We start from the raw sequence: 15,609 nt of genomic DNA, 5'->3' as shown, positions 1-15,609 counted from the left end.
TAAATAATGCCGATAGACTATGCTATAATTGAAACGTTAAAGTTGTGTGATGGGGTTGCTCCTTGGCTTGCGGTTGCGATAAAGCAGGAGCGCCTATTTCTTCTGCAAATCTCAGGTTAAGGACGGTAAATATGAGCACTAAACAAATGCATTCAGACGTAATTTTGATCGGTGCCGGAATTATGAGCGCGACCTTGGGTACCTTATTGAAGGAACTGGTGCCCGATTGGAAAATCACTTTGTTCGAGAGACGCGCGGTAGCGGGGGAAGAAAGCTCCAACGAATGGAACAACGCGGGAACGGGACACTCCGCGCTGTGCGAGCTCAACTACACCTCCGAGAAGCCGGACGGCTCCATCGATATTAAGAAAGCGGTCAAGGTAAACGAGGAATTCCAGGTTTCCAAGCAGTTCTGGTCGTACCTGGTGAACAGCAAGCTGATCAAGAATCCGCGCGACTTTATCGTGCCGGTGCCTCATATGAGCTTCGTCCAAGGAGAGAAGGACGTCAACTTCCTGAGGAAGCGTTACGAGGCGCTGTCGAACAATCCGCTGTTCGAAGGGATGGAATATTCCGAGGATCCGGAGAAGCTGAAGGAATGGATTCCGCTGATGATGAAGGACCGGAAGTCCGGCGGACCGATCGCGGCGACTAGAAGCGAAGCCGGAACGGACGTCAATTTCGGCTCCCTGACCCGCATCCTGCTGAGCCACCTGAAGAGCAAGAAAGTCGATATCCAATTCAAGCGCCAGGTCGACGACATCAAGCGCACCGCGGACGGCAATTGGGAGATGAAGATTCGCAACGCCGAGAGCGGAGCCGTCGAACGCCATACGGCGAAGTTCGTCTTTATCGGCGGCGGCGGCGGCAGCCTCCATCTGCTGCAGAAATCCGGAATTCCGGAGGGCAAGGGAGTCGGCGGCTTCCCGGTCAGCGGCCTGTTCATGGTGTGCAAGAATCCGGAGGTCGTCGCTCAGCACCATGCGAAGGTATACGGCCAAGCGCCGGTCGGAGCGCCTCCGATGTCGGTTCCGCATCTGGACTCCCGGTTTATCGAGAACAAGGAATCGCTGCTGTTCGGACCGTTCGCCGGCTTCTCTCCGAAGTTCCTGAAGTTCGGCTCGATGTTCGATCTGATCACTTCCGTCAAGCCGCATAACCTGTTCACGATGCTGGCGGCAGGCGTCAAGAACGCTTCGCTCACGACGTATCTGATCAAGCAAGTCATGCTTTCCAAGGAGAAGCGCATGGAAGCGCTGCGCGAGTTCGTTCCGAACGCGAAGAGCGAGGATTGGGAGCTGCTCGTAGCGGGACAACGCGTGCAGATCATTAAGGATACCGAAGCCGGCGGCAAGGGGACGCTGCAATTCGGCACGGAAGTCATCAGCGCGGCCGACGGTTCGATCGCGGCCTTGCTGGGCGCTTCTCCGGGGGCTTCCACCGCCGTATCCGTCATGCTTGAAGTCATCGAGAAGTGTTTCCCGCAGCACATCAAGGCGTGGGAGCCGAAGCTTCGCGACATGATTCCGTCCTACGGTTTATCGTTGATGAAGAACCCGGATCTTATTCAAGAGCTCAACGAGACGACGAACAAAGCGCTCGGCTTGGGCGGTCAACCGAAGCTGCAGGAAGCGGGCCGCACGGTGTCTTAACACGGAATAGCCGCGTTCTCCTGCAACTTCTCCCGACTGATAGAGGCTGTCGCATAGGTGAATCTATGCGGCAGCCTCTTCGTCGTTTTACCCTACCAGTTAATTATTTATTTATAAAGAATGAGTAAAGCCTGCAACCTAATTCATCCCAACCGAGTATTTATGGTGATACGGTTTCTGTTTAACTTCCCACATTCTTATATTTTTTGTATTATAATACTCATTTGTACGATCAAATTCCAAAGGAGCTAGGAAGCTTATGAGGGTCATTATGATGGAGAAGAACAGGGACGGAAGCCTTATTCCGATCGACGAGAGAGAATGGTCCCTGGAGATGCTGGAGTCCCTTCACCACGTCAATTATTGCGTGATTAACGGCCATGAATATCAGACTTTGGAAGGGAGATTAAACGTCGACAAGGGCCAAATCGAGCTTCTCGTCGTCAAGATGCAGAACGAAGGCTGATAAACAGGGGAAAGAGGGAATGAGCATGCACCCGGATAAGCCGGATAATCTATTAATCAATCGTTTGTTTACGAAAGACGGCGTTCCTCTTCGGATCCTGTCCACCTCGCTGGGAATCGCCTTGCTCGCGAATGCGGCGTTTCTACCGGGGGCCGTCAGTGCCGAAACGGCGTCACCGTCCGCTTCCTCGGGAGCGACGGGCCCTAAGCTGGTGGAATGGTCGAACGAAGCCGTGAAGAAGTATTACGATCCGGCCGTCGACTGGAATCTTCCGCTGCCTTCGGACGAGGAGCTCGACCAGCCCGAACCGCCGCAGGAGCCGACGGTCGTTACCGGAGCCGCTTCGGGAGGGACGACAACCATCGTGAATACGTACTCTTCCGGTTTCGGATGGGACGATCTGCTGTTATATCATCTTTTGTTTAACGGGGGCGGCTCCTATTCTTCGTCTTCATGGTCGAGCGGCCACCGTTCCTACAACTACGGCAGCAGCACGCCTTATAAACCGAAGACGTACTCGAGCGGAACGTTCCAGAACAAACCGGTCGTCGGCTCGACGGTAACGCCGAAGACCTCCAACTCCTCGGGCTCCATTACGAGGCGTTCGACCTCTTCCCAGCCGGGAGGCATCGGCGGCAAATCCAGCAGCCTCGGTTCGTCAAGCTCGTCTTCCGGCAGCTCTTCGAGCTCCGCGTCTTCGGGATCCTCCAAATCCTCCATTTCTTCCAAGTCCTCGAGCTCTTCCAAATCGTCGGGAGGCTTCGGGGGATGACGAACGTCTTCCAAGTGATCGGTCATCCGGACTCCGATCGTGCGCATAAAGTGGAGCAATTGAAGGAGCTGGGCTTCTCCTGGGCCGACCTGGAGGAGGAAGCCTATTGGCTCGACCAGATCGTCGGCATGCGCCGGGACACCTTCGAGGAGCTTCAACAAGCTTCGGAGAGACTATGGCTCATCATGGACAAAACGGTCCGATACGTATGGGGCAAACGGGACTTATACGAATTGCTCGGCGTTCCGGCTATCCTATGGGATCTTCTCGACCTGCTTCCCCTCCCGCCGGAGGGCGTCATCAGCCGTTATGCCCGGTTCGACTTCGCGATCTCGAACGAGGGAACGATCAAGATGCTCGAGCTGAACGCGGATACGCCGACCGGCTATGTGGAAGCCTCCATCGCGACGCCATGGCTCTGCCGATTGGCGGGGATAACGAGCGTCAACGAATCGATGAAGGATCGGGTCGCGGAGGCTTGGGCGGAGGAACGGCCGGATACGGTCGCTTGCGTAAGCTACGGCTCTCACCTTGAGGATTCCGGAACGATCGAAGCTCTGGCCGCCCACAGCGGTTTGCAAGTCAAGCTGGAGGATTGCCTCGAGCTGTGGGTGGATGAAGGAGTACTTAAGAACGGACGATCGGAGCCGATTCATCGGATGTTCGCCCTTTACCCGAAGGAATGGATGGCCATCGACGACGGGGGAGAAGCGCTGGCTTACGCGATCGAGATAGGGAACCTGCAGTTGTTCAACTCCATCCACAGCATCCTTCTGCAGTCCAAGGGCTTGGCGGCCGCCGCGTGGGGCTTATACGAATTGGGGCTGCTTTATGACGCGGAAGAGAGAGAGGCTATCCAACGCTATCTTCTTCCTACCTATAATAAACCCGTGCTTGACGGCAGCTTCGTCTCGAAGTCCATGTTCGGCCGCGAGGGAGGATCCGTCCGGATGTTCGACGAGGACGGCAACTTGGAGATCGAAGACACGGACGGATACGATACGAGCGAGTTCTTCCCGGTCGTTTATCAGAAGCGGGCGGATTTGGCGCGGATCGAGACCGCAGCCGGCAATCTTCATCTTCTGACAGGCGTGTTCGTTATCAATGGGAAGCCTTGCGGCCTGTTAGGGCGGGCCTCCGGAGGGCCGATTACAGGCAATACGAGCCATTTTATCCCGATTGGAGTGGTGTAGCGCCATGAAACGAATTCTTTCAATAATACTAAGCGGAATCGCTTTAAGCTTGCTCCTGAGTTCCTGCGGATACGATCAAAGCCAATCGGTCTTTACGACCTCGTCGGAACCGATGTCCAACGTATCGTCGCCGGGATCCGAAGCGGCATCCAACGTTCGCGTGCCTTGGGACTATCGAATCGTTCAAGGCACCGTCGGGGATCTCGTGGGCAGCGACATGACGATCCTTCCGGACAATGTTCTGCTTCCGAACGACAACAACTTCGCTACCGGCGACGCCGTATGGACGCTGCAGTTCATGGACGCGCAGATCACGACGGACGCCAAGGAACGAAGCCAGATCAGCCTGTCTTCCTGGATTACGCTCAAATCCTACAAGGACGAACAAAGCGCCAAGAAAGACATCGCCGAATTGAAGGAATCGATTACGACGGAAGTCGACTTGGTCGGAGTCTACAAGACGGAGAACGAGGGTCAAACCCGCCAGTTCGCCGTCATTACGATGCCGTCCGGCAATGCGGTCAAGCAGCCTGTCAGCGCGGAGAAATACGCGGCCTTGAAGAGCGCGAAGAAAGCGAACGTGAATATCGAACAAGTGCACGACTTTGAAAATTACGATACGGTGTATGCCAAATTCCGGGGGTGGGCCAAGTGACAGAATTCGTTAATATCGTCGTAAGCGTAGCGGTCATCATCGTGCTGCAAATGGCGGGCATGTTGATTTTCAGTCTCATGACTCCGTTTAACGATTTGGAAGAGTTGAAGAAGGGTAATTCTGCCGTAGGCATCGCCTTCGGCGGGAAATTCCTGTCCACGGCGGTCATTCTGGGCGTGTCCGCATATACCAACACGTCGATCTGGCACATGATGCTATGGTTCGCCATCGGCTACGTGATTCTGATTGCGACGTACTGGATCTTCGAGCTGCTGACTCCGGGACTTCGGATCTCCGAGCACCTTCGGAAAGGCAACACGGCCGTGGCCGTTCTGCTGTTCTGCGTCTTCCTCGGAACGAGCTTTGCCGTCAGCAGCCTAATCATTTAAAGCACGGGAGGGAAGGCAATGCCGTTTTTTCTTCGCACGGTGATGAAGGCGCTGCAGGCGAGAAACAAGACCGTAACGCTCGTAGTGTTCGCCTTCATTCTCGTCGGCGCAACCGTTGCCTTCCTGCTGGAGCCGTCTACCTTCGGGAATTGGTTTAACGCCCTGTACTGGGTTCTGACGACGATGGCCACGGTAGGATACGGCGATTACTACGCGACCAGCTTCGCCGGCAAGCTGTTCACGATGTTCCTCTACTTATTCGGCATCGGACTCCTCAGCATGGTCATCGGCAAAATCATAGACGGGATCTCCTCGTTATCCAAGCAGAGGGAGGCTGGGCAGTTGAGTTTCTACGGCAGCGACCATATCGTCATCATTAATTGGAGCAAAAAGGCGCAGTATGCGATCGACGAGATTCTCTCCTTCGATTCGTTCCTGCCGATCGTCGTCATCGACGAGATGGACAGGCATCCGGTGTCTAACCGCTCCGAGGTGCATTTCATAAGCGGCGACCCCACGCTGGAGGATACCCTCGAGAAGGCGAAGATCAAAGAAGCCAGGGCGGCCATCATCTTCGCGGATGCGAGGATCGACGAGCCGGCTCTCGTGGACGGCAAGACGCTGCTCATCGCTTCGAGCATCGAGAGGCTGCACCCGAATATTCACACGACCGCCGAGATCACGCAGGATAAGAACATCAAGAATTTCCGCCATGCCCAAGTCAACGAGTTCGTCCTCTCCCATGACGCCGTTTCCCGTCTGGCCGTGAGATCGGCGCTGAGGCACGGCAGCTCGGAGATCATTCACCAATTGATCAGCAAGGATATCGGGGACGACATTTACGAGATTCCCGTCAAGAGCGAATGGAGAACGTACCGGGACGCTTTCCTCGGCGTGTTGGAGTACGGAGCGACCTTGATCTCCGACCGCGGGGACCTCGGCATCAACCGCAAACTGAACGATTCTATTCCGCCGGACGCGAGGCTGTACGTGGTAGCGGACCAAGCTACGTATGAATTGCTGAGCAAGTGACCGAGGATACGCTGCGCTCCGGAAACGACATTCGATTCAAGAGTGAATCGTTTCCGGGGTTTCTTCATGAGCAGAGGAAGGAAGATCAATCTTGTCCAGGAGAAGCGGAAGCAAATTCAAAATCGCCGTCGGGATACTAGGCGTATGCTTGTTGGCGGGGGCGGCATTTCTTTATAGACAACCGCTCGTCGATAATGTCGTTGCTTTTCAACAAGAGCTATCCCAATGGCACACCCTATACAAAGAAAATGAAAAATGGAAAAAGGTACTTAAAAACGCGGCCATAGACAATATGAAAAGCGTGCAATTGCAATTCCAAAATAAACAGCTGGAGAAAGCTTACGAAGTCATGCAACAGCTGCCGGGGACCAATACCTATTCGATGGCGAACATTATCCGCTTAACGCCTGCCCGAACGGGGATCGAGATTGACCTGGGCAAGCTGGATGGGATCCAAAAGAACGACCCCGTCCTTTCCCTGGAGCAAAATTTCGTGGGGATCGTCTCGGAAATAACCGATCGTACATCGATCATACAATTAATCAACACGACGGAATTTTTGACCAATCAGGGGATATCGGTAACGGTTCGGGGCAGAGAAACGACCATGGGCATCCTCGAATACGATCTCTCCGCAAACTCTCCGATCGTAGATAAAATCCCGGAAGATCAGATCATTCAAGCAGGCGATGTCATCGAGACCATCGGCGGAGATCTATCCAAATATCCCGCAGGCTTGCGGATCGGAACGGTGTCGGAAGTATCGGCCGGAAGCTTGGGAATATCCGTTCAGGCCGCATTGACGATTCCGGAATTTCCGAAGCCGAACGAATCCATGGTTATTATCGTACATTCCTCTTCCATTCCATGAGTACGCTCCCGAAGCGCACTTTTTTTCTTTTATTTCACCCCTTTCGCGTTCGTTTCGTCATCATTCAAAATAAATATACGGAAAGGTTCTTCCACGATTTCCGTTTTGTTGTATAATCAATCTGATTCAAATAGAAAAGTAAGGATCGGCAGACGTATTCGGACAAGGAATCTTCTTCCGATTACTTATTAAGCAAGGGTATGTAAGCGCTGTCTTTTTAGACGGCGGCCATCGTTCGAGGGGGGGCCGTATGAAAAGAATCCCGATGAAGCTGCAATTGGCGCTCATCCTGTTCTTCGTCATGGCGATTCCGATCGCGATTTTAACCTGGTATAGCGGGACGCAGATCCTGCGGAATTCGGAGAGCGCCATCGCGGAATCTTCGCTTGCGGGAATGAACGCGAACCGCAGGCTGAACGAGAACGCTCTGAACAACCTGGCACAGGATGCCGTGCGACTCGGCTCGACGAACATTTTCGACCGCATCCGCAGCTTCGAGACCTATGCCGAGCTTAATTCGAACTACAATTACGTAAGCAGCGCCTTGTCCGTCATGAAGGAGCTCGTCAACCTGAATCATCGGGTGGACGGAGTGGCCTCCTCCTATTTCCTGCTCGATGGCGCGGATTACGTCGTTTCGACCGACAAAGGAATCACCACTTTGGATCGTTACGAGGATGTCGGCTGGATGGAGGAAGCGCTGGAAGAACGAAGGGGAATCAGCGGCGTCTGGTATCCGCGCAAGCTTCGCTCCGGCACCGCCGTCGTCTCCTATGTTTTTCCCCTTAATCGCCTGTCCACCACGACCCGCGGGACGATCGTCGTGAACCTTCGCGAGAGGCAAATCGGAAGCTATTTGCAGTCGTCGGAGCAAGGAGAGCAAGGCTACATGCTGCTGGACTCGGACGGCACCGTTATCTCTCATAACGACAAGAGCCTGCTCTTGACGGATGGAACCGTTCTGCCTTATATGAAGCAAGTGCTGGGCACTTCCTCAAGGGAAGGCTATGCGTTCCGAGAGCAAAGCGGCAAGCGGCTGCTCTATACGTGGTCGCGTTCCCCTCTGTTCGATTGGTGGAACGTCCAGATCTATTCCGTCGACGAGCTGATGACCAAGACGTACAGCCTGCAGCGCAGCATCATCTTGATAACCGCCATCATTATTCTCGCGGGCACCTTGTTGGCCGTGTGGCTCGCGACGTGGTTCTCCAAGCCGATCCGGGAGCTTGTCCGGACGTTGCGCTCCCGAGGCAATCTCGGGGTGACGAACAAGAATGAGCTGGTCTTCCTCGACTCCGCTTTCAAGCGGATGCAGGAGGAAGAGGAAGGGCTTCATCGGTTGCTTAAAGAGCGGGAGCGGGATACCCGCAATCTCGCGGCTCATCATCTGCTCAGGGGCGAAGTGACGGAGCAGGTCGCCATGACGTTCCCTGCTCCTTATTACATGGTGGTCGTCGTCTCTATCGACCGCTATAGAAGATATGTGAGCAAGAACAACCCCGAAACCCGCAGCTACCATCGTTACTTGCTTACGACCCAATGCGAGAGCCTGTTCCCGGAAGGGATGCAGGCGAGATGCGTCTACCAAGGAGAGGGAACGTTTGCCATCGTCGTCAATTACGGCCAAGAGGAACAGGACAAAGGACTTGACGGAGTGAAGGAGGCTCTTGTCCGGATCCGCGACGGCGTGCTGGAGCTTCTCGGCCATTCGGTGACGATAGGCGCCAGCAGCCCGGCCGATTCGAGCTCGCAGGTGTCGGAACGATTGGCGGAAGCGACCGAGACGATCAAGCGCCGGATGATTCAGGGCAGCGGCTGCATCTTCTTCTGGGAGCCGGAGCCCGAGCGCAGCAAAAAATACACGTATCCCGCCAATAGCGAGAGAAGAATCGTCAACTTCCTGGAGTCCGGGGATATCGGAAGCATCCTTCGGGAGCTGGAGATCATCCGCGAAGAGATATATTCCGCCGATTCCATCTCTTACGACAATATCCTATTCATTTATAACCAGCTGGTCGGCGTCACGATCAAGCACCTGCGGGAGAACAACATCAGCACGGCCCGCATCTTCGCGGGGAGAGGCAATATTTATTCGGCCATCGCTTCGATCGATACGCTAGACGAGCTGGAGAAGTATCTAAGGGAGTTCTTCGCCGAGATCGTGCAATATCTCGCTCGCAATCCGAGCGAGGCGAGCCCGGTCAACCACGGAGAGAGAATCATCCGGTACCTGGAAGAGAACTACGTCCGGGACATCGTCTTCGAAGACATGGCGAAGGAGATCGGCATCAGCTATTCGTATATGCGCAAGATCGTTTACGATCTGACGGGCAAGAGCTTGATCGATTATACGAATATGCTGAGGATCGAGAAGGCGAAGCAGCTGCTGACGGAATCGGAGCTTACGATCACTCAGATTGCGTCCGAGGTCGGCTACTTCAACGTTCAGAGCTTCAACCGGTTTTTCCGCAAATTCGAGGGCATGCCGCCAAGCAGCTACAAGGCATCGAGAGCCCGCTCGTCCTAGAAGGCTTGCCGAAGCTGTCATAAAGCCATTTTGGGCTTATGACAGCTTCATTTTTGCTTCTGCCTATCAAAAATGATTATGGACGATTAACGAATACGCGAATCGAAAAGCAAATGTCAAAAGTGAGCGTCATGATCAATACTCACGATTTACGAATCGGAAAAGTAAGCGGTATCATGAGACCAACCTCGCCGATATGCGAAGGCATCGCAAGGCGGAGGAAGTCATCCTGCGAGGAGGTGAGAGTGTGAAGGGTGAAAGCGCTTCGGTTTCGGCTTCACAAAATGTAATCGCTTTAAATCCTAAAAGTAGGAAAAACAAGGGGATGGCTTATTATCTCCGACGAGATTGGCAGCTCTATTTGCTTGTATCCGTCCCTCTCTTGTTCGTTCTTCTATTTAAGTACGGTCCGATGGGCGGGCTTGTGCTGGCATTCAAGGACTACAAGATCGCGAGGGGATTCTGGGGAAGCGAATGGGTCGGCTTCGAGGTGTTCCAGCAGATCTTCGACAGACCCGACTTCATGCGGGCGGTGCGCAACACGCTGCTTCTGAACAGCCTGGACCTCGTCTTCAGCTTTACGATGCCGATCGTGCTCGCGCTGCTGTTGAACGAAGTTCGAAGCGCGAAGTTCAAGAAGGTGAACCAGACGCTGCTGTATCTGCCGCACTTCCTGTCCTGGGTCATTATCGGCGCTATCATGTATCAACTGCTAAGCGAGGGCAACGGGGTCGTCAACAACGTTATCGAGAGCTTTGGCGGCAATCGGATCCCGTTCCTGCAGGACGACTCCAATTGGCTCATCAGCTACTTGGCCATCGGAGTCTGGCAGAGCATGGGTTGGGGAACGATTCTCTATTTGGCTTCGATCAGCAGCATCAACCCGGAGATGTACGAAGCGGCTACCGTCGATGGCGCGGGCAGATGGAGAAAGGCCTGGAACGTGACGCTTCCTTCGATTCGCGTGACCATCGTGACGCTGCTCATCTTGAGCTTGGGAAGAATCATGGAAGGCTCGTTCGAGCGGGTATACGCGTTGCAGAACAAGGCGACGACCGAGTTCACGACGACGATTCCCGTGCTCGTCTACCGCTGGGGGATCGAGAGCGGAGACTTCAGCCGCGGGGCGGCGCTCGGGCTGTTCCAGTCCGTGATCGGACTCGTGCTCGTATTGGCCGCGAACCGAATCGCCAAGAAACTCGGCGATGACGGCGTGTTTTAGGAGGAGGGGAACCATGAAAGCATCCGCCGGCACATTGGCCGCACCGCGCAGAAGGCGTTTTGATTCCTGGGATGTGCTGATTCACCTCTCTCTGATCATCGCCTCGCTGGCTTGTCTGCTGCCGTTTCTGCACGTCGTATCCAAATCGTTCAGCGAAGACGCTTACGTTATCGCGAACAAGGTCGTTCTCTGGCCGGAAGGCTTCACCATCGAAGCTTATAAGAAGATCTTCGCCGATGCGAGCATCCTGCGTTCTCTATACGTATCGGTCGTCGTCACGGTGCTGTTCACCATTCTCGGAATGATCCTAACGATTTTCGCCGCATATCCGCTTTCTCGCAAGACGTTCAAAGGACGTACCGTTCTGACCTTCATCTTCCTGTTCACCATGTACTTCCAGGGGGGCATCATTCCCGATTACATGCTGATTAACAACTTAGGCATGCTGGAAACGATGTGGTCCCTCGTGTTGCCGCTCGCCTTCAGCGCGTTTAATCTGCTCATTATGAAATCCGCTTTGAGCAGTTCGATTCCCGACAGCCTGGAGGAATCCGCGCGGATCGACGGAGCGGGACACTTCCGGATTCTGTGGAGCATCGTCCTGCCGCTGTCGAAGCCGATTCTCGCGACATTGGCTCTCTTCTTCGCGGTAGGAAGGTGGAATGCCTACCAGGACGCTTTGTTCTACATCAAGCAGAATGTCGACATGCGTCCGCTGCAGCTTAAACTGTACTATCTGGTCGTAGCCGCCAGCGAGAGCTTCCAACTCGAAGCGACGAACGTTCAGCTCAGCAATCCCGAGGTTCTGAAGGCGTCCTGCGTCGTATTCGCAACCGTTCCGATCTTGCTCATCTATCCGTTCATTCAGAAGTATTTCGTTCAAGGCGCCATGCTGGGCGCCGTCAAGGAATAACCATGAATCCGAAAATTCCAAAATTGGGGGAAAAACAATGAGCAAAAAGAGAATCGTCTCCGGCGCGCTGGCCGTGGCTCTTGGACTTACCGCGCTAACCGCATGCTCGAACAACAATAACAATTCCAACGCGAGCCCTAGCGCGTCGTCTCCGTCGCCGAGCGGCTCGGCGAGCGCCTCTCCATCCGCAAGCGCATCCGGAGGAAAGTATCCCGATTATTCGAACGGCTTCCCGGAGAAGGTCACGCTCGAGATTCCGGTGTACGAGCGCGCGTTCGAAGGCTGGAACGTCTCCGACAACTTCTATACCCGCTGGGTTCAGAAGGAATTCGGCGACAAGTACAACATCGAGGTCAAGTACACGCCGATCACCCGTACGGCCGAAGTGCAGGACTATGAGCAGCTGCTCGCTTCGCACAAAGCTCCGGATATTATTTTCCACTACGACATGCCGCAAGCGCTCGCCTACTACGGCGAGGACGTCATGCAGGAACTGGATTACGACGAGATCGCCAACTATGCTCCGACCTACTGGAATAACATGAAATCCACGATCGAGCAATACGGAAGCGTCGACGGCAAGAAGGTGTTCTTCTTCGCCGAGCGTCCGGTCGCCGACAACAACACGACGCTGATCCGCAAGGATTGGGTCGAGAAGGTCGGCATGAAGGTAGAGGATCTGACCTCGCTAGAGAAGACGAACGAGATGCTGGTGAAGTGGAAGGAAGCCGGCCTCGGTACGCTCGGCGGGGCGCTCCTTCAGAACAACTACAACTTTACCTATGCGTTCCGCGACTGGCCGGTCGACGAGAAGGAACGGGCTCTGTACTCCGACCTTGCCGCGGCCGAACTGACCTGGAAGCCGGCGGAAGACTATCTGCGCAACCTGAACTATCAGTACAACAACGGCCTGATCGACAAGGAATTCTATCTGCGGAATGACGAAGGCAAGATCAAGGCGGAATTCGTCGCGGGCAAGACCGGAACCTTCAATACTTACCTGACGAGCAACACGGACGTGTTCGCCGCTACGCTGGCGAACGATCCGAAAGCCGAATTCGGCATCCTTCCTCCGGGCGCTCTCGTTCCGGAAGGCAAGGTTCCGCAAGGCCGCGCTTACTGGCCGTTCGGTCTGATCATGGGCATCAATTACGAGTCGACTCCCGAAGAGCGCGCCGCCGTCTGGATGTACCTCGAATGGCTGAGCCAGCCGGCGAACCTGTTCTACTTCCAGAACGGCGTCGAAGGACAGAACTACACGCTGGATTCCGAAGGCATTCCGGTCAAGGTGGCCGACTATGCCGGCGAATCCAAGCTGTCCAACAACAACAACAAGGACTACTGGGCTCTCGTTTCCGAGATGGCGGAATTCGACACTCCGGAGAAGACGCGCAAGGCGTACCTCCGCAACTGGGCGCCTCCGGGCTACGAGAACCTCGCCGAACAGATGGTCAAGTATTACGAGGAGACGGCCCAATACCGCACCCCGGATGCCCTGTTCACCGTTATCCTCGAGAAGGTTCCGGAGTACAAGGCCGATCTGAACGCCCTGTTCCAAGAGCTGTACGTCAAGATCGCTCTCGCGAAGGAAGCCGACTTCGATAAGGTTTACGAAGAAGCCAAGAAGACGTACCTCGATGCCGGCTACCAAGAGATTCTCGACGAGAAGCAGAAGGCGATCGACGCGGGCCAATACAAATAAGAATTCGAAATTAACGTTCCAAGGCCCCTGCGGTTAGCGGGGGCTTTGGATATGGAGGAATGGAGAACATGAAGATTCAAGCGGACGCGGCAGCCTTGAAGAAGACGATCGACCGGGTCGCGAGCTATACGTTCGGAATGGACCTGACGTGGGATTGGCCGGGCGGAGTCGCCTACTACGGCGTCAGCCGGGCGTTCGAAGCGACGGGAGAGCAAGCTTACTTGAACCGGATGGCCGATTGGGTGGAAGAGTATCTCGAAGCGGGCTTGCCGGGCTGGACGGTCAACACCTGCGCCATGGGGCACATGCTGCTCACTCTCTATGAACAGACGAACGATCGGAAATACCTGGACATCATCATGAGCAAGATCGATTATTTGGAAAATAAAGCGCTGCGATTCGGGGACCGGGTGCTTCAGCACACGGTGTCGTCCAAGAACGATTTCCCGGAGCAGGCTTGGGCGGACACGCTGTTCATGGCGGCGTATTTCATGCTCAAGGTCGGCGTCAAGCTCGGCGAGAAACGGCTGATCGAGGATGCGCTGCATCAATTTTACTGGCACATCAACTACCTGCAGGACGAGAACTCCGGATTATGGTATCACGGATACAACAACATCCAGAAGAACCATATGTCCGGCATCTATTGGGCTCGAGCCAACGCCTGGGCGGCATACACGATGTCCCGCGCGTCGAGAGTGACGCCGGAAGGCTATCTGTATCCTCCGATGATGCATATCTGGAGCTCGTTGCGCGATCAATTGGCCGCCATCAAGAAGCTGCAGAAGGAAGACGGCCTGTGGGGCACCGTGCTCGATTACCCGGAGGCATACGGCGAGGTATCCGCGACGGCGGGCATCGCGGCGGCGATGATCATGCAGCGCAATCCGCTTCACGCCAAGTACGTCAACAAGGCGTTAAGCGGCGTCCTGAACAACGTTGCCGATAACGGGCGGGTGCTGAACGTATCGGGCGGAACCGCCGTGATGAAGGATATCGAAGGCTATCTGGGCATCGATCGCAAGTGGGCTCAAGGCTGGGGCCAAGGGCTTGCGCTCGCATTGCTCTCGGCAGCTCTGGAGGTCGTCGAGTCGAACGAGAAGAAGGAGGCTTCGGAGAAGGAACCGAACGGCGAGAAAGCGGGGACATCATTGAAGTCCGGGAATTCCGGGGAAGCGCCGGCCGCTCAAGAGTGACGGAACCGAAGGGAAGGGACGAGAGTGGAAGCTTACTTGTTCGTGCATTTCAAGGAGAAAGAATCGCCGGACGGCGAGCAGGTGTACTTCGCGGTCAGCACGGATGGCATGCACTGGGAAAAGGTGAACCGCGGAGAGCCCGTCCTTTGGAGCGAGATCGGGGAACGCGGCGTACGCGATCATACGATCGCAAGGCTGGCGGACGGCAGATTCGTGATCGTCTCCACCGATTTAAGCTTGGCCCGCAACTTCCGAACGAAGTACGAAGGAAGCTGGGACAACGTGGCCCGTTACGGGAGCAGATGCTTATCCTTATGGGAATCGGAAGATCTGATCCGCTGGTCCGAGCAGCGGCTGATCGAGCTGGGAGACGAGAACTTCGGCTGCCTCTGGGCTCCGGACATTCTGCGCGACGAGGGGGCGGGCGACTACGTACTTCATTGGTCATCCCGGCACGCGTCCAACGACTTCGGGAATATGGCGATTTACTTTGCCCGAACGAAGGATTTCCGCCGTTTCTCCGAACCGCAGCTTCTGTGCCGCAAGGACGACAGCTCGATCATCGATTCCGCGATCTATCGAGAGGACGGGAAGTACTACCGATTCCTTAAGAAGTACAGGAACCCCGAAGCCATCATCCTGGAAAAAGGGGCGACCCTGCGCGGTCCTTACGAGAGAATCGAAGCGTTCGACGAGGAGATGGCCAAGCTGGGCAGCTCCGCCTATGAAGCTCCTACCGCCTTTAAGCTGAAGGACGGAAGATGGTGCCTGATGCTCGACTTTTTCGGCGTTAAGGGAGAAGGACAGGGATATGTTCCGTTTATCGCGGATGAGATCGATTCGGGACGGTTCATTCGTTCGGACGACAGCTTTTCCTTCCCGTATCGGTTTAAGCACGGAACCGTGCTGTCCATTACGCTGGAGGAGTACGAGAGAGTAAAGCAGTGGAAGTAGAAAGTCCCTTTGTGCAAGTCGAATGGGGGAGGAGAAGAGGCGAGTCTAGGGGAACGATGGCAGGA

General features: G+C 55.0%; 14 protein-coding genes. All 14 read left to right on the top strand.

Features of this window, described 5'->3' with window-relative positions:
- Positions 1-95 precede the first annotated feature (95 nt).
- The 14 genes from H7B67_RS10150 to H7B67_RS10085 all read left to right on the top strand — a co-directional run bounded on the left by H7B67_RS10150 (position 96) and on the right by H7B67_RS10085 (position 15,544).
- Positions 96-1,652: a malate:quinone oxidoreductase gene (locus H7B67_RS10150; RefSeq protein WP_342592415.1), complete on the top strand. Its 1,557-nt coding sequence runs from the start codon at positions 96-98 to the stop codon at positions 1,650-1,652.
- Between the two features lie 259 nt (positions 1,653-1,911).
- Positions 1,912-2,118, top strand: coding sequence for a hypothetical protein (locus tag H7B67_RS10145; RefSeq protein WP_185119714.1), 207 nt, complete (start codon positions 1,912-1,914; stop codon positions 2,116-2,118).
- Between the two features lie 19 nt (positions 2,119-2,137).
- Entirely contained in the window at positions 2,138-2,890 is a 753-nt protein-coding gene (locus H7B67_RS10140; RefSeq protein WP_245363276.1) for a hypothetical protein, read from the top strand.
- The gene (locus H7B67_RS10135; RefSeq protein ID WP_185119713.1) at positions 2,887-4,083 is read left to right on the top strand and encodes a glutathionylspermidine synthase family protein; all 1,197 of its coding nucleotides are present in this window, start codon (positions 2,887-2,889) and stop codon (positions 4,081-4,083) included. The genes H7B67_RS10140 and H7B67_RS10135 overlap by 4 nt, the downstream gene beginning before the upstream one ends.
- 4 nt (positions 4,084-4,087) lie before the next feature.
- The gene (locus H7B67_RS10130) at positions 4,088-4,738 is read left to right on the top strand and encodes a hypothetical protein (protein ID WP_185119712.1); all 651 of its coding nucleotides are present in this window, start codon (positions 4,088-4,090) and stop codon (positions 4,736-4,738) included.
- Positions 4,735-5,127, top strand: coding sequence for a DUF350 domain-containing protein (locus H7B67_RS10125; RefSeq protein ID WP_185119711.1), 393 nt, complete (start codon positions 4,735-4,737; stop codon positions 5,125-5,127). Before H7B67_RS10130 ends, H7B67_RS10125 begins: the two co-directional genes overlap by 4 nt.
- An 18-nt stretch (positions 5,128-5,145) precedes the next feature.
- On the top strand, positions 5,146-6,159 hold the full coding sequence (locus H7B67_RS10120) for a potassium channel family protein (protein WP_185119710.1): 1,014 nt from the start codon (positions 5,146-5,148) through the stop codon (positions 6,157-6,159).
- Positions 6,160-6,451: 292 nt separating this feature from the next.
- The gene (gene mreC / locus H7B67_RS10115; protein WP_185119709.1) at positions 6,452-7,030 is read left to right on the top strand and encodes a rod shape-determining protein MreC; all 579 of its coding nucleotides are present in this window, start codon (positions 6,452-6,454) and stop codon (positions 7,028-7,030) included.
- Positions 7,031-7,280: 250 nt separating this feature from the next.
- The gene (locus tag H7B67_RS10110; RefSeq protein WP_185119708.1) at positions 7,281-9,557 is read left to right on the top strand and encodes a helix-turn-helix domain-containing protein; all 2,277 of its coding nucleotides are present in this window, start codon (positions 7,281-7,283) and stop codon (positions 9,555-9,557) included.
- A 196-nt stretch (positions 9,558-9,753) separates the two neighbouring features.
- Complete coding sequence (locus H7B67_RS10105) at positions 9,754-10,779, top strand: ABC transporter permease (RefSeq protein WP_185119707.1); 1,026 nt, start codon at positions 9,754-9,756, stop codon at positions 10,777-10,779.
- A gap of 13 nt (positions 10,780-10,792) precedes the next feature.
- Positions 10,793-11,692: a carbohydrate ABC transporter permease gene (locus H7B67_RS10100; protein WP_185119706.1), complete on the top strand. Its 900-nt coding sequence runs from the start codon at positions 10,793-10,795 to the stop codon at positions 11,690-11,692.
- Between the two features lie 37 nt (positions 11,693-11,729).
- Positions 11,730-13,394 carry a type 2 periplasmic-binding domain-containing protein gene (locus tag H7B67_RS10095; protein ID WP_185119705.1) on the top strand — a complete coding sequence of 555 codons (1,665 nt, stop codon included), beginning with the start codon at positions 11,730-11,732 and terminating at the stop codon, positions 13,392-13,394.
- Between the two features lie 68 nt (positions 13,395-13,462).
- Positions 13,463-14,590: a glycoside hydrolase family 88/105 protein gene (locus H7B67_RS10090; protein WP_185119704.1), complete on the top strand. Its 1,128-nt coding sequence runs from the start codon at positions 13,463-13,465 to the stop codon at positions 14,588-14,590.
- 24 nt (positions 14,591-14,614) lie between these two features.
- Positions 14,615-15,544, top strand: coding sequence for a glycoside hydrolase family protein (locus tag H7B67_RS10085; protein WP_185119703.1), 930 nt, complete (start codon positions 14,615-14,617; stop codon positions 15,542-15,544).
- Positions 15,545-15,609 lie beyond the last annotated feature (65 nt).

The sequence above is a fragment of the Cohnella thailandensis genome (assembly GCF_014212135.1).
GTDB lineage: Bacteria > Bacillota > Bacilli > Paenibacillales > Paenibacillaceae > Cohnella > Cohnella thailandensis.
This window is presented reverse-complemented; position numbering and strand designations above follow the sequence as displayed.